The organism is Pantoea sp. GL120224-02 (assembly GCF_900215395.1).
Classification (GTDB): Bacteria; Pseudomonadota; Gammaproteobacteria; order Enterobacterales; family Enterobacteriaceae; genus Pantoea; species Pantoea communis.
On the sequence record NZ_OBEC01000001.1, the window covers coordinates 928,864 to 948,490 of the forward strand.

The window sequence follows — 19,627 nt, forward strand, 5'->3', positions numbered from 1 at the left end:
CGCTTCCATTACTGGTAGGACTTCAACAGGCGATCCGCTTGCTTCTGCGCACCTTCAAGCGCTTCTGCCGGGGTTTTTGCCTGGGTCACCGCCGCTTCGACAGCATGGTTCAACGCATCCTGAATCTGTACGCTGTTGTAGGTCGAGAGTTCTGGCTGCGCATACTTCAACTGCTCACGCGCGACCAGCGCCTGAGGGACCTCTTTCACGTAGTCTTTCATCACCGTGGTGTCCCATGCTGCTGGAGATGTCGCCACATAGCCTGTCGCGATACTCCAGCGCGCAGCTTGCTCCGGTGAAGTCACCCAGCGGATAAACGCCATCGCGGCTTTTTGCTGCTCGGGTGAGGCATTCTTAAAGACGTAAAGGTTACCGCCGCCGGTTGGGCTGCCACGCTGTGTTTTCTCTGGCAGCATCGCCACACCAAATGGGAATTTGGCGTTATCGCGCACGTTGGTCAGGTTACCGGTGGTGGTGACCATCATGGCGGTTTTACCGCTGATAAAGTCCTGTGGTGTGGTACCCCAGGCGATGGCGCCTTTCGGTGACACTTCTTCTTTTTGCCCGAGGTCGGTCAGCCATTGCAGTGTTTCAACGTTACCAGGGGTGTTGAAATGTACGGCCGTGCCTTTTCCGTTATCCAGACGACCGCCATTGGTGGCAGAGAGTCCCTGGAAGTTCCAGTAACCGTTTGGCGTGGACGGAATCTCGATGCCCCATTGGCTCACGCCGTTAGCATCTTTGATGGTCAGTTTTTTACTGAATTCCACCACCTGCTGCCAGTTGGCCGGCGGTGTGTCGCCATCCAAGCCAGCTTTCTCAAAGGCCTGTTTATTCCAGTACATCACCACGGTTGAACGCTGGAATGGCACGCCCCACACTTTGCCATCAATGTGACGCAGGAACGCTGGATAGAATCCATCGATCCATTTTTTACCTTCATCACCGGTCGCCAGATCGCTGGCGGCGACAATCGCGCCCGCATCAATCAGGGAATAAGCCTCAATGTCACCAATGACCGCCAGCTGCGGAGCATTGCCACCCCGAAACGCGGTCAGCGCTTTGGTGACGGTTGTCGCATAGTCACCGGTGTAAACCGGCTGAATGCTCACTTCCGGATGCACTTTTTCGAAATCAGCCACCAGCGCGTCAACGGTGTGGCTGACTTTGCCACCGACCGCGATCGGATAGTACATCTGCAATTTAACCGGATCGGCGGCAAAAGCGGAAACCGTAGTACAGAGCAGTAAAGCAGAGGCCAGGCGTGAGTAACGAATCGCAGACATGATTATCCCTTGGGCGAAAAACAACGGTTAAACAGCGTATTTTTTCTGTGAAACAAACATCTGTTGCTCGGCAGACAAACAGCGCTTGCCGGTCGTGGTGGAAAACAGATATTGACGGGTTGCGGACCACTGCAAGCCGACCTGGCTGTCCTCGACAAAATGCTGCATGCCGGGCACTTTCACGGTGATGGCATCGGCCAGGCCAGCCAGTTGGCACACCAGCAAGGTATCAGCACCCATGTATTCGTAGCTGATCACTCTGGCCTTTAAGGCAGCGTGTTCAGGTGAGATCAGCTGAATATCTTCCGCTCGTAAACCGAGACTCAATGCCACCTCATCGCAATGCTCAACCACCGGCGCCAGTAAGTGGCTCAGGTAATGACGGTTTTCTTTGTTGTGCAACGGCAGGATATTCATGGGTGGCGCGCCAATAAACTGCGCGGCAAAAACCGTGGCGGGGTTGTTATAGAGATCGTTCGGTGTGCCTTGTTGCTCAATGTGGCCGTCATTCAGCAGAATAATACTGTCCGCCATGCTCATCGCTTCGGTCTGGTCGTGCGTGACATACAGCATGGTGAGCCCCAGCTTCTTCTGTAAGGCACGAATCTCACGGCGCATGCTTTGGCGAAGTTTGGCATCAAGGTTGGACAGAGGTTCATCCATCAAACATAGGTTGTTATTCGCGATAACCGCCCTTCCCAGCGCGACACGTTGCTGTTGGCCCCCCGAGAGCTGAGATGGCAGGCGATCAAGCAACTTATCCAGTTCCATCAGCTTACTGACGTCATCCAGTCGGCTCGCAAACGTCTGCTTGTCTTCCCCACGCGCTTTTAAGCCAAAAAGCAGATTCTCGCGGACATTCAGATGTGGAAAAAGCGCATAGGATTGAAAAACCATCGAGAGTTTGCGCTGCGATGGGGGCAAATGAGTGATTTCAGCGTGTTTAAAGTGGATCTCGCCGCGGTCGGCGGTTTCCAGCCCGGCAATGGTGCGCAGTAGTGTGGATTTTCCACAGCCTGATGGCCCAAGCAGCGCAACAAAGCTCCCTTCTGCGGCATCAAAGGTGATGTCATTGAGGGCAATTTTGGCGCCCCAGGCTTTAGTGATGTGATGTAGCGAAAGGTGGCTCATGCATCCGCAGTCCTGAAAACAGAATGGCGGTAAGCTAGCTCAGGGAAATGAAGGATTTATGTTGCTGGGGTGACGGTTGGGTGACTGGAACAGGCTACCCTGCTGTTATAAGGGAGTGAAAAAACCTGCCGTGCAGTTTATATAAAGCCAAAAGGACGGCGATAATTGCCGTGCAACTCAAACACAACAAACCAAAATTTCCATCTGGTTTGCTTAATTTGAAATTAACGGCGATAATTGCCGCCATATGACCATTATGCAAACCAAAAGCAATGTTGAACGCTGAAAGTCGTCAAAGGCTGAAACAGATACTTCCTGCGGGATTACTCGCCACTAAACCCTGGTTGGTGACACAGGGTTTTAATCCGCACTTCATTGATAACGCGGTCAAAAGCCAAACCCTGCTGACACTGACCCCTGGGGTGTACGTCCGCGAAACATCGCAGGTTAACTGGAAAGGCGTTGTCACCTCATTGCAAAGAATGAGTCTCTTCCCCATCCATGTCGGCGGATTGAGCGCACTCGATCTGGAAGGACTCGCACATTATCAATCACGTAGCAAACATATCCACATCGAGCTATACGCAGAAACGGCATTGCCTGCATGGCTGAATAAAATTGACAGCAACATTCATTTTGCATGGCACAGCACCCGCCGGTTATGGCCAGATTCACTGATGCAGGAAATACGCTATCTTCGTGAAGATAACTGGCGAGAGTCACTTCCGCCCTTGCTCTACTCTACACCCGAAAAAGCGATTCTTGAGGCCCTGGCCGGGGTTCCAACAGCAATGAGCTTTGAACATGCAGATCAACTGATGCAGAGCTTGCCTACTCTATCGCCCAAAAAAGTGGATGCGCTTTTGCGTGCCAGCTCCAGCATCAAGAGCAAACGATTATTTTTATGGCTGTCTCAGCAGCATAATCATGCCTGGTTCAAATACCTTAAGCCGGAAGAATATGATTTAGGTGTGGGTAAACGTGAAATAGCACGTGGCGGCAGATTGGATAAAACATGGAATATTACCGTCCCCAGGGAGTCGAATTAATGGACCGCCAAAGTGTTTATTGGTGGAAATTACATAATTTATCGAATATGCAGCCATCTAAACACACTGAGGCGCTGGCGAAACTCAAAGAGGTATTGCTAATAACCACTTAGCTAAGCCATGCAGCATGGCTTAGCCACGGAATAGGATTTACTGCGACATACTCAAAATCGTCCGAATATTTTGCGCCGTGGTCGCCACAATGTCGATCGCCCCGGTACGCAGTGCGCCGAGTAGTGCCATCGCTTTGGTATTCTCGGAGGCAATGGCAATCACGCAGGGTATTTTACGTAATTCCTCGATGCTAAGACCAATCACCCGGTCATTCATCACCGTATCCACATGCTGTCCCTGGGCATTGAAGAAGTCATAACCCGCAACATCCCCGGTGACGCCCTGATTCACATGCGCATCGATGATCTCATGCGGCGTAAACCAGCCGAGTTTCACCATATAGCTGTTTTCATTCATATCACCGATGCCCACCAGCGCCACATCGGCCTTACGTGCGCGATCGAGCGTCTCTTTGATGGTGCCGTTCTGCATAAAGGCATCGCGCAGCGCACGGTTCTCGACATAGGCGGGGGCGTACAGGGTTTCACTGGTACCGCCAAATTTCTTGGCGAGTCGACGGCTGATATGATCGGCGTTAATCGCATCACCGGGACGATGAGTCCCACCAATGCCGCTGATAAACAGGCAGTTACGTGTCGGCACCTGGCCGGGGTAATCGGCGACAGCGGCGACGTTGCGCCCTTGCCCGACAGCGACAATCGCATTGTCTTTTAATGATTGTGCCAGATGGGCTGAGACTAACGCCGCTACCTGACGACGCTGTTCTTCATCGTCCGGCGAATCCAGTGCAATGAGCGCGCGTTGTAGTTGGGGGAAACGGCTTTGCAGCTGTTGTTCAAGGCGCGTACTGAACACCGGATGGTAGCGCACATTAATTTCGACGATGCCCTCTTCACGCGCACGTTTGAGCAGTCGGCCAACTTTAATGCGGGATATCCCAAACTTACGCGCAATCTCCTCCTGGGTGATTTCGTCCTGATAATAGGCCACCGCAATTTCTGTCAGCAGCTCGGAGTCCTGAGAAAGCGTGTTTTTTTCCATCCGTTACCTGTCTTGTATCGTGACACCTGATTTAAGGAGGGAGTTATATCATTGATACGACTCGCTTCGCCAGACAGCAGCGAGGCGAGTCGCAGGTTGCATCACGCTTAACGTTTAATGGCGTCGATTTTCAGCATGCGGGCAATCACGATATCCAGCTCTTTCTGATCGAAGATCTGCTTCCAGTCTGGCTTCACAATCTTCTCGCGACCGTATTCCATGGCGATCATACAGGCATCAGAGAACGGGTTGGTGGCGCGGAAGGCCACGGCCAGTGCGATCTGAATATGGCCATACAGCATCGCTTTGGCCGCTTCTTCCGGCACGCCGCTGTGCTTGACGGTCTCATCCAGCGCTTCTTTCATGAAAGCGCCCACCATGCAGGCTACGGTTTCCACCAGCGTTGGCTCCAGATAGGCCAGCTGCGTCACCGTTACCCAATGCACTTCCTCTACCGGACCGTACATCACGCTAATGACTTTGCTCAGTTCGGCTTTCTGCGCATCTGAGCCGGTTTCATACGAAGCCGCCACATGCTGTACCGCCGCGATGCCACCGAAGGCATCCGCGTGCTCTTCTTTGGTGTAGCGCTCCAGGAACACGGAAGGATGGCAAGGGTGCGCCACCGCATATTCGATGCCGTCACGATGGGCAATCAGGTTTGCGTAAGCCGCAGCCGGGTCCAGCGTCAGCAGAATCGCACCGGCCTTCATCTGTGGCACCACGCCCTCAGACACTTTGCCCAGAACGATATCCGGTACCGCCAGAATTACCACGTCACTGACCGGCACAACGGAAGCGGCATCAGACAACTCACGGCCTTGCGCCGTGACTTGTTCCTGCGCCTTCGGTGAGTTCTCAACGTAAAACACCTGGTAATCGCTTTTCTGGAAGTTGGCAGAAATGCGCATACCCATTTTGCCGCCTGCGCCAATTACGGTGATGGTTTTCAATGCATTGCTCATTGGTATAACTCCTGATCTTGTTTACTACGTAAGAATTCAACGGTGCGGCGCGTCCATTCGGCTTCGCGCTCGCAGGTCAGCACGGCATCGTCCTGCCACGGCAACCAGTGTTCAACGATTTGATTAATCTCTCTTTCTGCCGGACGCACGCTGGCGATCATCCGGTCATAGTCCAGCAGGCCTTCGCCCATCAGGCAACCAGCATAGGTAAAGCCGACCCAGCCATCACGACGCGTAAAGGCAAAATCTTTAATGTGCAGGTTGCCGACGCGCGCCGCCGTATTGGCGATCACCTGTTCAGGCAATTCCAGTCCTGCTACGCAGTTAGCGGGATCGAGACACACGCATAACCACGGCGAAAGAAACTTATTGATCACCGACATCATCGCGCCGCTGTTGACCTGCTCATACGTCTCCAGGCACAGACGCACCTGCTGACGGGCGAAATCAGGCAACACCGCACCAATCAACTCTGCCGCTTCATCCAGTGACGGACGGTGATCGGCGGTGTAGAACATGGAGCGCACCACATGCGCATCAAGAATGTTCGCCATATGCAGATATCGACGCAGATGCGCAGTGCCTAAGCCACGTGTGCCTAACTCCAGGGTGATGCCCAGCTTGTCGGCCAATTGGCGAAGGTCCTGCAACTGCGCATCAGACCAGCTTTCAATCGCCGGATAATCACAAATCTGGAATACCGAGACATCCATCTCGGCGGTCTGCTGCAGCATCTGCTCCAGCGATAGCGGGTTGGGCACTTTGCTGGACATGCGCCAGAAAAAGGCATAAGTACTGAGTCCGATACGGCTCATTAACGGATCTCCTTCGCCAGCACGCTGGCCTCTTCAATGATTTGCGCCAGTGCATTCGGGTCGTGGGCAAAACGGCCCAGGAACAGACCATGAACGTCAGTCCCCAGACGCTGAATCAGCCCCGGCCCAGCGCTGCCGCCATAAATGATTTTTAAGGTGATACCCTCCGGCGTTTTCAACTGTTGCAGGCCCGAACACACTGCGCGGATATAGCTATCCGGTGCAGGTTGTGGTGCACCAATCGCCCACTGCGGCTCATAGGCAAAGAACACCTCGCCTTTTAGACCTTGTTGCACTGCATCAGCCAATGCTTCCGCCAGCTGCAGCTCGCATAGCGCGATGGCCTGCTCCGGCTCAGCCTGCTGTTCTTCGCCGATGCACAATACCGGCGTTAACCCGTGTCGCAGCGACATAGCCACTTTGGCAGCAATCTGCGCTTTATCTTCATGAAAGTGGCGACGACGTTCAGCGTGACCGATTTCGGCCAGTGAGCAACCGAGCTCCTGCAACATGCTGGCGCTGACCTCACCGGTCCAGGCGCCGTTCTCAGCCTGGCAAACATCCTGGCCGCCATAGCGCACCGGTGTTTTTGCAAAAATGTCAGCCACAGCGGGAATAGCCGGATAAGCGGGCAGTACAAACAACCCGACATCACCGTTTTTCACCGCCGGCAACTGAGCCAATCCGGCGACTTTGCGGCACCAGTCCAGTGTCTGCTGGTAACCGAAATACATTTTCAGGCTGACGCCGAGCCAGATTTTGGGCTGAGACATCATTACGCTCCTTGCTGAGAGGCTTTATGTTCTTTTAGCAGATCGCCAACGGTATTGACGATCATCGCCAGTGAAATGGCTCCCGCATCTGGCGTACCGACACTTTTTTCGGCTAGCGGACGCGCACGACCCATTTTCGGCACCAGCTGAGCGGTGTCTTGTGCGGCCTTATCGGCTACCTGCGCCGCCGCCAACCAGGCATCGGTCAGTGAAGCACCCTCTGCGACTGCAGCGTTAAGGCTGTCGCTAAACGGCGCCAACACATCGACCATGGTTTTATCGCCCACCTTCGCTTTGCCAAAGTGCATAATGCCCTCTTTGGCTTCGCGTACGCCGGTTGCAACGCGTTGCGCATTGGGTGACTGCTGATCGCCAATGGCCGTCCCCAGCGCAGTTAATGCCACACCCCATAGTGCACCCGATGTGCCGCCAGCTTTATCGGCCCAGGCATCCGCAGCACGGCACAACAGGCTGCCGGCACCTGCACCACGCGCAGCCACTTCACGCGCCTTCTCCACCGCGCCCAGCACGCCACGTTCCATACCGATACCGTGGTCACCGTCACCGGCCACTGCATCGATATCACCTAATTTTTTCGCGTTACGCTGTAACAAATCTGCCACTGATTCCAGGATATGTAACACGCGCTGTGCGCTCTGCTGGGACTCAGCTGAAGCCTGCGGCAATGCTTCTTCCGTGCTCTCTTCACGCTCTTCCGCACTTAGCGGTTCCGCGATCAGCACGCTTCCTTTGCGATAGGCTGGTGCATTTGCCGGCGCACACCACAGTGTCTCCAGCTCATCGTCCAACCACATCAGCGTCAGCGATGCGCCCGCCATGTTGAAGCTGGTAACAAACTCACCGACATCGGGCTGAACCACTTTAAGTCCTGCAGCGTCCAGCAGTTGTGCCACGCGGCGATACACCACGAATAACTCTTCATACTTCACTGAACCCAAACCGTTGAGGATCACCGCCACGCGATGACCTTCAATCTGTTTGACGTCGGCAGGTACTTCGCATAGCAGACGTTCAACAAACAACTCGGCCAACTCATCGGCACTGGGCACATCAGTCTCACTGATACCCGGCTCACCGTGGATGCCCAGACCGAGCGCCATGCGCCCTTTCTCGACTTCAAATAAAGGATGCGTGGCACCCGGCAAGGTACATCCGCCAAATGCCACACCGAAAGTCCGCGTACGATCGTTAGCATGCTGCGACTTCTTAAGTACGGAGGCTAAATTATCGCCCGCTTCCGCCGCTGCACACGCTGCTTTAAACACACACAAATCGCCGGCCACACCACGGCGCTTCACCCGTTCGTCTTTACTGGCGCTGGAAATATCGTCCGTTACCGCCAGAATTTCACAGGCAATACCTTCGGCACGCAGACGTTCGCAAGCCTGGCCGAAGTGCAGTACATCGCCCGCATAGTTTCCGAACATCAGCAATACGCCCGCGCCGTTATGTGCCGCTCTTGCCACGTTGTAGATCTGCTGAGCAGACGGCGAAGCAAACAGGTTCCCCATGGCTGCGCCGTGTGCCAGACCTTGTCCAACCAACCCGGCGAAGGCCGGATAATGACCGGAACCGCCGCCCACAATCACCGCAACCGTATTGGGTTGGCTGCGCGTGCTGCGCACCACACCACCGGTGACCTGACGAACTTTATCGGCGTTGGCGGCGACAAAGCCTTCAATGAGTTCAGCAGCAAAGGCTGAAGGTTGGTTAAACAGGTACGTCATTTTAGTGCTCCTGTGCGATAGAGGTCGGCTGAGACTGCGGGCGCTGGCGATTCAATAACAGCATAAGGACGGCTGACAGCAGCATGAAGCCACCGACCACGAACATCGGTAACACATAGCTGTTGGTGGCGTCGTGCAGTGCGCCAGTGATGTAGCCCGCGGAGAAGCCCGCCACGTTTCCTAAGGTGTTGATAAGTGCGATAGCCGCTGCGGCTGACGCGCCGGTCAGGAACTGCGTTGGCAGTGTCCAGAAGTTAGGCAAGGCAGCAAAGATGGAACTGGCAGTAATCGCGATCACCATGATGGTGGTGAACGGTGAATCCATATACAGCGCCAATGGCACGCTGATACCACCGGCCAGCGCTGGAATCGCGATGTGCCAGGTTTTGCAACCACGACGGGTGGCATCTTTTGACCAGAAGTACATCACCACGGCAGCAATCAGGTATGGCACGCCGGTGATCAATCCCTTCTGCATCACGTTAAAGGTAGTGCCGAACTGCTGCTGGAAGCCGCCGATAATGGTTGGCAGGAAGAAGGCCAGCGCATACAGGCCATAGATAAAGCCGAAGTAGATCAGGCACAGCGTCCACACACGGCCGTTGCCCATGACGGAGCGCAGGCTATGTTTCTTATGGCCCTGCTTCTGTTGATGCTCCGCTTCCAGCTCGTTGGTCAGCCAGGTCTTCTCATCTGCGGTTAACCATTTCGCCTGACGCGGTGAATCCACCAGCCAGAACAGCGCCACAATACCGATCAGAATCGCTGGGATGGAAACACCCAGGAACATTACGCGCCAGCCATCCAGACCGAACAGACCGTGTTGCTCAATCAAACCTGCCGCCAGGGGCGCACCGAATACGACGGTCAGCGGCTGTGCCAGATAGAACAAGGACAGGATTTTGCTGCGATGACGTCCCGGTACCCACATGCTCAGATAAAGAATCGCACCCGGGAAGAAGCCCGCTTCAGCAATACCCAGCAGCAGGCGCAGCGTATACAGGCCTTCGACACTGCTCACCCAGGTGAACAGCAGCGAGACGATACCCCAGCTGATCATGATGCGTGCCAGCCAGCGACGTGCGCCGAACTTATGCAACGCCAGGTTGCTCGGCACTTCCAGCAGGATATAACCGATAAAGAAGATGCCGGATGCCAGACCAAACTGCACACCTGTCAGACCGAGGTCCTGCGTCATGCCATTTGGGCCAGCAAAAGAAATTGCGGTGCGGTCAAGGAAGTTAATAAAGAACATCAGTGCCACGAAAGGCACCAGACGCCAGGAGATTTTGCTGATAGCGGATTTCTCAACCGCCGTCATGTTTTGCTGACTCATAACGCACCTCCGTGACGTGCGTGGTTAAAACTGTTGTTTGGTGTTGACCAGACGCGAAATGAGCGCTGGCTGCAGGTGTACTGAGAGGTACGGTGTAAATGACACATGTTCGAGTCCTCAAGGGGTCTTCTTGTACATTGGTATCGTTATGCGAACAAATGAACACTACACGTATAAATGTACATCTCTCAACTGCAATGATTGAAAATGTGAGCCTGCTCATGAGATTTGATTTTGGCCCTGAATCGGAAAAATACGGAGAAATGCAGCGCAATCCGCGCGGTATCAGCACCCTTCGCGCTTTGCATCACTAAATCAGCACGTAAGACACATGAACAACCATTGAACATATGATTGGATTTGTGGCAGGCTATCGATGAACATCTTCTCGCCTGCATAACAAACGTTCAGGCGTCAGAACTAAACCCTGCTGGAGAATGACGATGAAAACTATCGCAATTGGCGCCGATGATGCGGCTATCGAATTGAAAAACATCATTAAAAAACTGCTTGAAGAGAAAGACTTTCAAGTGACGGACTACACCAATGACGCACAAAATGACCGTCCGATGTACCCGGATGTGGCATTTGCGCTGGCAACCGCTATCCAGAAGAATGAATTTGAGCGCGGCATCCTGCTGTGCGGCACCGGTATCGGCGTGGCAATCGTGGCCAACAAAGTGGAAGGCGTGCGTGCGGCACAGTGCCATGACACCTTCTCTGCTGAACGTGCCCGTAAAAGCAACAATGCTCAGATCATGACCATGGGCGCACGCGTTATCGGTCCAGAACTGGCGAAGAACATCGTCAATGCCTGGCTGGCCTCAGAGTTTGAAGGTGGTGGCTCCACCGCCAAAGTCGAGAAGATCGGTTACTACGAACAAGTTTCACATACTAAATAATCACCGACTTCTTACCTCTGGAGAACCTTATGTCAACACGCCGGGAAAGAGCCAACGCCATCCGTGCTTTAAGCATGGATGGCGTACAACAAGCCAAGTCAGGTCATCCGGGTGCCCCTATGGGCATGGCGGACATCGCCGAAGTTTTGTGGCTCGATTTTTTACAGCACAATCCAAACAATCCTAAGTGGGCTAACCGCGACCGCTTCGTCCTGTCGAATGGCCACGGTTCGATGCTGATTTACAGCCTGCTGCACCTGAGCGGTTATGATCTGCCACTCAGCGAACTGAAGAATTTCCGTCAACTGCATTCAAAAACGCCGGGTCATCCGGAATACGGTTATACGCCAGGCGTTGAAACCACCACCGGCCCGCTGGGTCAGGGGATCGCCAATGCCGTCGGCTTCGCGATTGCCGAACGTACGCTGGCGGCGCAGTTTAACCGTCCTGGCCACGACATCGTTGATCACCATACCTATGTGTTTATGGGCGACGGCTGCATGATGGAGGGCATTTCGCACGAAGTCTGCTCCATCGCCGGGACGCTGAAGCTGGGGAAACTGGTGGCCTTCTATGATGACAACGGCATCTCTATTGATGGTCACGTTGATGGCTGGTTCACCGACGATACCGCCGCCCGTTTCGAAGCGTACGGCTGGCACGTGGTGCGTGACGTAGACGGTCATGACGGCGACGCGATTAAGAAAGCGGTTGAAGCAGCCAAAGCGGTCTCGGACAAGCCTTCTCTGCTGATGTGCAAAACCGTGATCGGTTTTGGCTCACCGAACAAAGCCGGTACCCACGATGTGCATGGCGCACCACTGGGCGACGACGAAATTGCACAGACTCGTCAACAGCTGGGCTGGCACCACGCGCCGTTCGAAGTCCCTTCAGAACTTTATGCGCAGTGGGATGCGAAAGAGGCCGGCCAGGCGAAAGAGTCCGCGTGGGAGGCAAAAGTCGCGGCTTATGCCGAGGCTTACCCGGAACTGGCGGCGGAGTTTAACCGTCGTATCAAAGATGCGTTGCCGGATAACTGGGAAACTGAGTCGCAACAGTTTATCGAGCAGCTGCAGGCCAATCCGGCGAAAATTGCCAGCCGTAAAGCGTCGCAAAATGCGATTGAAGCCTTCGGCAAGATTCTGCCGGAATACCTTGGGGGTTCTGCTGACCTGGCACCCAGCAACCTGACGATGTGGTCGGGTTCTAAGCCGATCAATGAAGATCCCGCGGGGAATTACATTCATTACGGCGTGCGTGAATTCGGTATGACCGCGATCGCCAACGGTATCGCGCTGCACGGTGGTTTCCTGCCTTACACCGCCACCTTCCTGATGTTTGTCGAGTACGCGCGCAATGCGGCACGTATGGCGGCGTTGATGAAAGTGCGTCAGATCATGGTCTACACCCATGACTCCATCGGCTTAGGCGAAGATGGCCCCACCCACCAGCCGGTCGAGCAGATGGCAAGCCTGCGCGTGACGCCAAACATGAGCTTATGGCGTCCGTGTGATCAGGTTGAGTCTGCGGTGGCATGGAAATACGCGATTGAGCGCGTCAACGGCCCTACTGCCTTAATCTTCTCGCGTCAGAATCTGGCGCAGCAAGATCGTACCGCTGAGCAGTTGGCTAACGTGGTGCGCGGCGGTTATGTGTTGAAAGACAGTGAAGGGGATCCAGAGCTGATCCTCATCGCCACCGGTTCAGAAGTGGAGCTGGCGGTTGCTGCGTATGAGCAATTGACGGGCGAGGGCCGTAAGGTGCGCGTAGTTTCGATGCCTTCAACCGACGCCTTCGACAAGCAGGACGCGGCTTACCGTGAATCTGTGCTCCCTAAAGCGGTGGCCGCGCGTGTGGCGATCGAAGCCGGTATCGCCGATTACTGGTTCAAGTACACCGGTCTGCACGGCGCGATTGTCGGCATGACCACTTTCGGCGAATCCGCGCCAGCGGAGCTGCTGTTCAAAGAGTTTGGTTTCACCGTGGAAAACGTGGTTCAAACGGCGAAATCGATTCTGTAAATGGTCAACGCCAGAAATGGCGTGCGCCTGGCTACATAAGATGTGAGATGCACCCAGGGGGCGGCAGGAATGCCGCCCTTTTTCAGCCATTTCAACACAGCATCGATTTTTCGCTCGACGTGACATCATCAATGGCGTCCTCTGGTTGCAGGATGCGTACCTGACTCAACACGAAAATCACTCCGCTTATCTTTGCATCCGAATCAGCGTATTCTGTCCTCCGCTTGCCCTTTTCTCACGGAACTGGAGGAAACATGTCCACCTTACGTTTGCTGATCTCTGATTCACACGATCCCTGGTTTAACCTCGCGGTGGAAGAGTGCATATTCCGTCAGATGCCTACCACGCAGCGCGTATTGTTCTTATGGCAGAACGCTGAAACGGTGGTGATTGGCCGCGCGCAAAACCCGTGGAAAGAGTGCAACACGCGTCGGATGGCGGAAGATGGCATCAAACTGGCGCGACGCAGCAGCGGCGGCGGTGCGGTGTTTCATGATTTGGGCAACGCCTGTTTCACCTTTATGGCCGGTAAACCGGAGTATGACAAAACCGTCTCGACGGCGATTATTTTGCAGGCGCTTGAGAAGCTGGGTATGCGCGCCGAAGCCTCCGGTCGCAATGACATCGTGGTCAATGTGAATGGCGATATGCGTAAGATTTCCGGTTCCGCCTATCGTGAAACGCCGGATCGCGGTTTTCACCACGGCACTTTCCTGATGAGCGCCGATCTGTCGCGCCTTGCCGATTACCTCAACCCGGACATCAAAAAGCTTCAGGCCAAAGGGATCACCTCGGTGCGTTCCCGCGTGGCGAACATCGCGGATTTTATTCCTGATATCCGGTTTGCAGACATCCGTCGTGAGGTGATTGCGGCTTACTTCGCGCATTACCATGAAACCTGCGAGCCCGAGTTTATTTCACCGGAAGCCCTGCCTGACCTTCCCGGCTTTAAGGCGCAGTTCGCCCGCCAGAGCAGCTGGGAGTGGAATTTTGGTCAGGCGCCTGATTTCTCACATCTGCTGCAGGAACGTTTTGTCTGGGGTGGCGTTGAGATTCACTTTGACGTTGAGCGTGGCACCATTACCCGCAGTCAAATTTTCACCGATAGCCTCAATCCCGCACCGCTAGAAACGCTGGCGATGCAGTTGCACGGTGTGGCGTATCGACCGGAGTCACTGCAGGCTGAAATGCAGAAACTGATTGCGGCGTTTCCGGAACAGCAGAAGGAACTCACCGAACTAACAAACTGGCTGGTGAACAGCATCAGATAAGGTGGCGCTGCACCAGCGCCTCAATGAGTCCCTGCAGTTCCTTTACGCCATCCAGCTGCCGGATATCGCCACACACTACAGCGTTTGAGAGGGCGTCTGCCGCGCCCAGTAAACCCCACAGGCTGGATTGCGGCAGCTTCGCCTCAGCAAACCACAGACGTAACTTCGCCATGAAATCGAGTTGGTATTTGCGCTTCACTTCAGCCAGTTCTGGCGAGCTATTGAGTGCTGACAGCACATCGGGAATTTCGCGCCCTTGTGTCAGTACACAGTTCACGTAACAAGCGGCTACCGTGCTGGCGCGTTCTGCCAGATCGTCTCCCGCTTTTGCCATCGCCGCGTCAATGACAGCGTTTTGCCGCACATCGAAGTCCTCATACAGCGCAGCGAGCAAACCGTGGCGAGTGCCAAAATGCTCATACACCACAGGCTTGCTGACACCCGCTTCAATGGCCACTCGCCCAAGAGTAAGGGCATCGCTGCCCTGCTCTCGCACCAGATTCCACGCTGTGTTCATCAGCTGCTCGCGTCGGGCGTCAAAGGTCATACGCTGGCGCGTTGGTGAGTTCATGCAGATTCCTTTACAGTAAAAAGTCGCTGCCCCAGTTGCCGGGCAAGCGCGTAATGCGCATCAGGATAACCCTCATCGGAAGGCAACAACAGTTCGCTGGTGACTACCGGCGCGCCGCAATAACCAAATATTCCCTCATCGATCTGATTGCGCATACTGCTGAAATAGCCACGACGCAGGTAAGTGCGCGTATTGGCCGCACCCAGTGCCAGCAGATGCACCTGCAGATGCCCCAACTTTTTGATGACCTTTTCGCCGGTGTCGTCATACGCCCAGCCCTGAGTAAACACGCGGTCAATCCACCCTTTTAACTGTGCCGGGAAAGACCACCAGTAAATTGGATACACCAATACCAGCGCATCGGCACGATTCAGACGCTGCTGTTCGGCCAATACATCCTGAGGCGAAGGGGTTCCCGATTTGAACTGTTCGACATCCGCCTGATTGAAGCGTGGATCAAAGTGCTCAGCCGCTAAATCGGCGATTTCAACACTGTGTTGGCCGCTCGCTGAAATGCCTTTAACCAGCTGTTCAACCACAGCATGGGTGTGTGAATGGTGGTCTGGATGGGCCGTAACGATAAGCGTGTGCATGGGGGTTAACCTCCGACAATGATTGACCTACTATTGGTAACTTACTGGTGGTAGGTTGTCAATTGTTCGTTTGCTGTGTGAGTTCAGTGTGTAATACCGTTTGGTGGGAATGGTGGGTGCTCAGGTGATGACGCAATCTGGAGCCACTGTGGGTTTCGTCTAAACGGGCACCATATGAATGGCGGTAGCGCCTCTGATGCTGCAAGGGCTATCCGCAGCGCTGAGGCTTTTACGTTGGGCCAGGAGATCCACGCAGGGATGCGTGGATCAGTTCGGGGCCGACCAGGGATGGTCGATCCCTGAACGTTCCGTCGGCACGACGTGGAAGCCGAGGGTACCGCGTCAGCGGCGCGAGGACTGCCCGGCAGCAGCAGAGGTGCTACGGCCCGCACCACCGCACACAAAAAGCTGCCATTGATTTAACAATGGCAGCCAACACTCACATAAACGTGACACCGTCACTCACAAAAAAAGCAATCACTGTCGCGTCACGCTCGCCTTGGACTGCAGGCAATGCGCCCTGCTCGCTGATAGAATCCCCCTGCAACAGCCGCTCCTCGCCAACAGTCACAATGCCATCCAGCAAGGTCAGCCATGTTGAGTAACCAGCAAGGTGTGGCACCTCAACCTGTGCGCCCCGCTCCACTTTCAGATCATAAATGAACACCTCCTGACCCAACGGCAGCGGTGCGTCGCTAGTTTCGGGTCCCGCCAGCAATGTCCAGGCGTTGAGCGGCACCCCATCAGCGCGAGTAAAATCCAGGGTGCGTGGTGCACCGCCGCTTTTGGCCGGACGGATATAAGCCTGCAACATCTCGGTTTCAACAAAAGGCGCAGACTCTTCATAACGCACGCCACTTCCTGCACTCACCACCATGGCGCGTTTGGCATTCAGCGCGGTTTTGTCGCCATTTTCAGCAAGGTGCTGCGCCGAACCACGCCAGACGTAGCTGAAAATCTCTTCGTCCTGACGGCTGTGCATCGGAATACGCGCATCCATTTTCAACGACATCTGATCAATAATCGTCAGCGGGCCAAAAGCCTCGCCAGGCCGTTGCCGGCGGATGGTAAAGGGACCGTATTCAAACAGTTGGTCACGCTGGGCACGCATTACGTTCATAATTTGCTCCTCAAAATGTGGCTATGCTCATCATGATAGCGACAAGAAAATCCCTGAACAGGTGTTCAATTTGCTCACTTAAGTCAAAATTTTTGAATATTGAAAACTAACAGCAATAATAAGAAAAAGAAACAATCTAAAGAACGCAACTATTTAGCATTCAGGATTAGTCAGGCTGCTTGTTTTTGCGTAAAATACGCTTTTCCGTGATGAGTAAATAACATGAATCGCAGCGAACAGATTCTTGATGCAGCTGAACAGTGCATGCGCTTAAAAGGTTTTCATCAAACGTCTATTCAGAATATTGCCAGCCAGGCAGATGTCAGCATTGGTTTAATTTATAAATATTATAAAAACAAAGATGCCATTATCGAAGCGCTGGTGACCAATGTGGTGCAACGCATGATCGCATTATTAAACGCTGATTTTGAACGAATTGCCCATGCGGGAGGCGTCACGCATTCGGTGCAGGACATTGTGCCGCCCGAAGTTGAGCACAGTATTGTCTTGTTGATGGAAGTCTCATCTGAAGCCACACGTAACGAGCGTATTCGTCAGATAATGAATGATGCGTGGTTGGTATTAAAAAACAACTTTATTGCTCAGGAGCAGACGCTCAATCCGGCGCTGAAAGCCGACGTCATCAACACCCGACTGCATATCATCTCTCTGGTGATCGATGGGATGATCATTCGCCGTTGCATGAAACAACGTGACGTGCCCGACGGATTTATGCCCTTTTTTGATGCCATCACGCGTGACATCAATCAGCATGATATGGCCTGAAATCAGCCAAACAAATGATGTGTGAGAATGCCATTGATCCTGCCCTGTTCGTGATGATCCAGGTTCTTATCACCAAATGCGCGGCAGGCAACACCGTCTACCAGCATTAACAAAAATTGGATACGCTCATTACGCTGCTGTGGACTCACTTGAGCATACTGGCGGCTAAACGCTTTTTCCAAATCAGCAATCAATAGCTGTTCTTCTTGTGCCAAAACATCCCGCACAGATTGATTACGCGACGCTTCCGAATACATCTCCAGTAATAAGCAGCGGTCCTGATAGGGCCAGTCCTGCCAAAATGGCGATTCCGCATCAATAATATCGCGGGTGCTGCTTTGCTTCGGCAGATTATCTTGTAAAAAAACACGCCAACTCGTGGCTATACTTTTAATCGTTTCACTGACGATGAATTCTTTGCTCTCGAAATAACGATATATCTGCCCTGCACCCAAACCTGATTCCCGGCTTATATCAGCCATGCTCGTCCCGTGAAAACCGGTGCGACTAAAACATATTTTTGCAGCGGCAATAATTATTTGCTGTCGCTGTCGCACGAAGGCGTCATTCTCTGATTTGCTCAACATAACTCCTAAAAGTGGCCGGCGCGTTATTATTTTTTTTCCTATCATACGCGAAGGGATTTATAGCCGATATGCTGGCTATAAATCCGGTTACATTTTTCCCCAGGTCGCTAACGCATCGACCCGGGGCGATCATCACAGTTTCAGTTCAGATTCTTTCAACGCCGTACCACCACCCATCACTTTGTAGAAAGTATTGAGGTTCTGGTAGTAAGCCTGCTCAACGCTCACCAGGCTGGTGCGTGCTGTATACAGCGTGCGCTGTGCAGTTAACGCATTCAGATAGGTATCCACACCATTTTGATAGCGCAGATCTGCCAGGTGGTAATAGGTTTGCGAAGCAGCAACATTATTACGCTGACTGGTCAGCTGATCGTTGATGGTGGCGCGTCGTGCCAACGCATCGGCCACTTCTGAGAACGCCGTTTGGACCGCCTTCTCATACACCGCCACGTAATACTCTTTCTGCGCTTTGGTGTAGTTGAGGTAGGAAACGTTGTAGCCGCCTTTGAAAATCGGCAGCGAGATACTTGGGGCAAACGACCAGATTCCCGCACCGTTCTTGAACAGCGAAGACAAATCTGAACTGCCCACCCCACCGCTGGCGGTGAGGGAGATGCTTGGGAAGAAGTTAGCGCGTGCCGCCCCGATATTGGCATTAGCGGCTTTTAAGTTGTGCTCTGCCTGCAACACGTCCGGGCGATTATTCAGTGCATCCGATGACACGCCAGCAGGTACGGCTTTCAATGCATCGCCAATGGACTCAATGCTTTCAGGCAACAAATTATCTGGCACGCTTTTGCCTACCACCAGATCCAGCGCGTTTTTATCCTGCGCCACGCTGGTGGTGTAACTGGCCACATCCGCCTGAGCAGATTGATAAGTGGTCTCTGCTGACGCGACATCCACCATCGAATCCACACCGTTCTCCAGACGCTTGCGCGTCACTTCCAGTGACTGACGCGCACTCTCTGCCGTCTCTTTAGCGATCGCCAGATTGCTGCGATCGGCGGCCAGCTGCAGCCAGTAATCCACGGTGTTATACAGCACCGTCAGGCGCGTACTGCGGGCGCCCTCCAGCGTGCCGAGATAAGTTTCATACTGCTGGCGCGACAGACTCTGGTTCTTGCCAAACAGATCCAATTCAAACGAGCTGACGCTGCCCTCGGCTGAATAGGTATTGCTGAGCGCAGTTTGATTTCCCTCCCCGGTTAGCGCGCGTGAACGTGTGCCGCTCACGCCAGCGCTCAGGCTGGGGAACAAATCGGCACGCTGCTCACCATACTGAGCATGAGCCGATTTCACACTGGCGACCGCTTCACGCAGATCGCGGCTGCTGTCCAGCGCCATCGTCACCACCTGGCGCAGCTTCGCATCCAGCACATAATCCTGCCAGCTGATATCACGATAGTTAGCCGGTGTGCCTTGTAACGTCCGATAGGCATCGCCGGTGGGCGCGGTGGTATTCACCGCATCCTTTGGCCGATCGTAATGCGGATCGAGAGATACGCAACCCGCAAGGAAACACGGCAAAAACACCATTAAAAGTTTTGCAGACAT

Annotated in this window: 18 protein-coding genes; 5 read left to right on the forward strand and 13 right to left on the reverse strand. The window is 53.9% G+C overall.

Annotated features, from left to right (window positions below):
* Positions 1-8: 8 nt before the first annotated feature.
* Positions 9-1,286, reverse strand: coding sequence for an ABC transporter substrate-binding protein (locus tag CRO33_RS04250; RefSeq protein ID WP_097117152.1), 1,278 nt, complete (start codon positions 1,284-1,286; stop codon positions 9-11).
* Between the two features lie 27 nt (positions 1,287-1,313).
* The gene (locus CRO33_RS04255) at positions 1,314-2,417 is read right to left on the reverse strand and encodes an ABC transporter ATP-binding protein (RefSeq protein ID WP_097117153.1); all 1,104 of its coding nucleotides are present in this window, start codon (positions 2,415-2,417) and stop codon (positions 1,314-1,316) included.
* Between the two features lie 272 nt (positions 2,418-2,689).
* On the opposite strand from CRO33_RS04255, the gene CRO33_RS04260 reads away from it, so the two are divergent.
* On the forward strand, positions 2,690-3,466 hold the full coding sequence (locus tag CRO33_RS04260; protein ID WP_097117154.1) for a type IV toxin-antitoxin system AbiEi family antitoxin domain-containing protein: 777 nt from the start codon (positions 2,690-2,692) through the stop codon (positions 3,464-3,466).
* Positions 3,467-3,616: 150 nt separating this feature from the next.
* Here the strand turns inward: CRO33_RS04260 and CRO33_RS04265 are convergent, their stop codons facing one another.
* The 6 genes from CRO33_RS04265 to CRO33_RS04290 form a co-directional block, all read right to left on the reverse strand.
* The gene (locus tag CRO33_RS04265; RefSeq protein WP_097117155.1) at positions 3,617-4,582 is read right to left on the reverse strand and encodes a sugar-binding transcriptional regulator; all 966 of its coding nucleotides are present in this window, start codon (positions 4,580-4,582) and stop codon (positions 3,617-3,619) included.
* 107 nt (positions 4,583-4,689) lie between these two features.
* Positions 4,690-5,547, reverse strand: coding sequence for a phosphogluconate dehydrogenase C-terminal domain-containing protein (locus tag CRO33_RS04270; RefSeq protein ID WP_034823572.1), 858 nt, complete (start codon positions 5,545-5,547; stop codon positions 4,690-4,692).
* Positions 5,544-6,362 (reverse strand): sugar phosphate isomerase/epimerase family protein, encoded by an 819-nt coding sequence (locus tag CRO33_RS04275; RefSeq protein WP_097117156.1) that lies wholly within the window; start codon positions 6,360-6,362, stop codon positions 5,544-5,546. Before CRO33_RS04275 ends, CRO33_RS04270 begins: the two co-directional genes overlap by 4 nt.
* Positions 6,362-7,135 carry a triose-phosphate isomerase family protein gene (locus tag CRO33_RS04280; RefSeq protein ID WP_097117157.1) on the reverse strand — a complete coding sequence of 258 codons (774 nt, stop codon included), beginning with the start codon at positions 7,133-7,135 and terminating at the stop codon, positions 6,362-6,364. The genes CRO33_RS04275 and CRO33_RS04280 overlap by 1 nt, the downstream gene beginning before the upstream one ends.
* Positions 7,136-7,137: 2 nt before the next feature.
* Positions 7,138-8,883, reverse strand: a complete 1,746-nt coding sequence (locus CRO33_RS04285) for a dihydroxyacetone kinase family protein (RefSeq protein WP_097117158.1) — start codon at positions 8,881-8,883, stop codon at positions 7,138-7,140.
* A gap of 1 nt (position 8,884) precedes the next feature.
* Positions 8,885-10,219, reverse strand: coding sequence for an MFS transporter (locus CRO33_RS04290; protein WP_034823583.1), 1,335 nt, complete (start codon positions 10,217-10,219; stop codon positions 8,885-8,887).
* A 443-nt stretch (positions 10,220-10,662) separates the two neighbouring features.
* Here CRO33_RS04290 and CRO33_RS04295 point away from each other — a divergent pair, with 443 nt between their 5' ends.
* From CRO33_RS04295 to CRO33_RS04305, 3 genes are all read left to right on the forward strand, one after another.
* Complete coding sequence (locus CRO33_RS04295) at positions 10,663-11,121, forward strand: RpiB/LacA/LacB family sugar-phosphate isomerase (RefSeq protein ID WP_039328632.1); 459 nt, start codon at positions 10,663-10,665, stop codon at positions 11,119-11,121.
* Between the two features lie 29 nt (positions 11,122-11,150).
* Positions 11,151-13,142, forward strand: coding sequence for a transketolase (gene tkt, locus CRO33_RS04300; RefSeq protein ID WP_097117159.1), 1,992 nt, complete (start codon positions 11,151-11,153; stop codon positions 13,140-13,142).
* A 254-nt stretch (positions 13,143-13,396) separates the two neighbouring features.
* Complete coding sequence (locus CRO33_RS04305; protein ID WP_058959936.1) at positions 13,397-14,413, forward strand: lipoate--protein ligase A; 1,017 nt, start codon at positions 13,397-13,399, stop codon at positions 14,411-14,413.
* On the opposite strand, the gene CRO33_RS04310 is transcribed toward CRO33_RS04305, so the two are convergent.
* The 3 genes from CRO33_RS04310 to CRO33_RS04320 form a co-directional block, all read right to left on the reverse strand.
* Positions 14,406-14,984 (reverse strand): TetR/AcrR family transcriptional regulator, encoded by a 579-nt coding sequence (locus tag CRO33_RS04310; protein ID WP_097117160.1) that lies wholly within the window; start codon positions 14,982-14,984, stop codon positions 14,406-14,408. The two genes, CRO33_RS04305 and CRO33_RS04310, sit on opposite strands and share 8 nt — an antisense overlap.
* Positions 14,981-15,577 carry an NAD(P)H-dependent oxidoreductase gene (locus tag CRO33_RS04315; RefSeq protein ID WP_097117161.1) on the reverse strand — a complete coding sequence of 199 codons (597 nt, stop codon included), beginning with the start codon at positions 15,575-15,577 and terminating at the stop codon, positions 14,981-14,983. Before CRO33_RS04315 ends, CRO33_RS04310 begins: the two co-directional genes overlap by 4 nt.
* 439 nt (positions 15,578-16,016) lie before the next feature.
* Positions 16,017-16,697, reverse strand: a complete 681-nt coding sequence (locus tag CRO33_RS04320; RefSeq protein ID WP_097117162.1) for a pirin family protein — start codon at positions 16,695-16,697, stop codon at positions 16,017-16,019.
* Between the two features lie 222 nt (positions 16,698-16,919).
* Between CRO33_RS04320 and CRO33_RS04325 the strand changes: the two genes are divergently transcribed.
* Positions 16,920-17,483 carry a TetR/AcrR family transcriptional regulator gene (locus CRO33_RS04325; protein ID WP_034823597.1) on the forward strand — a complete coding sequence of 188 codons (564 nt, stop codon included), beginning with the start codon at positions 16,920-16,922 and terminating at the stop codon, positions 17,481-17,483.
* A gap of 2 nt (positions 17,484-17,485) precedes the next feature.
* Here the strand turns inward: CRO33_RS04325 and CRO33_RS04330 are convergent, their stop codons facing one another.
* Both CRO33_RS04330 and CRO33_RS04335 read right to left on the reverse strand, forming a co-directional pair.
* On the reverse strand, positions 17,486-18,070 hold the full coding sequence (locus tag CRO33_RS04330; protein ID WP_255253239.1) for a TetR/AcrR family transcriptional regulator: 585 nt from the start codon (positions 18,068-18,070) through the stop codon (positions 17,486-17,488).
* Between the two features lie 132 nt (positions 18,071-18,202).
* Positions 18,203-19,627 carry an efflux transporter outer membrane subunit gene (locus tag CRO33_RS04335; RefSeq protein ID WP_097117163.1) on the reverse strand — a complete coding sequence of 475 codons (1,425 nt, stop codon included), beginning with the start codon at positions 19,625-19,627 and terminating at the stop codon, positions 18,203-18,205.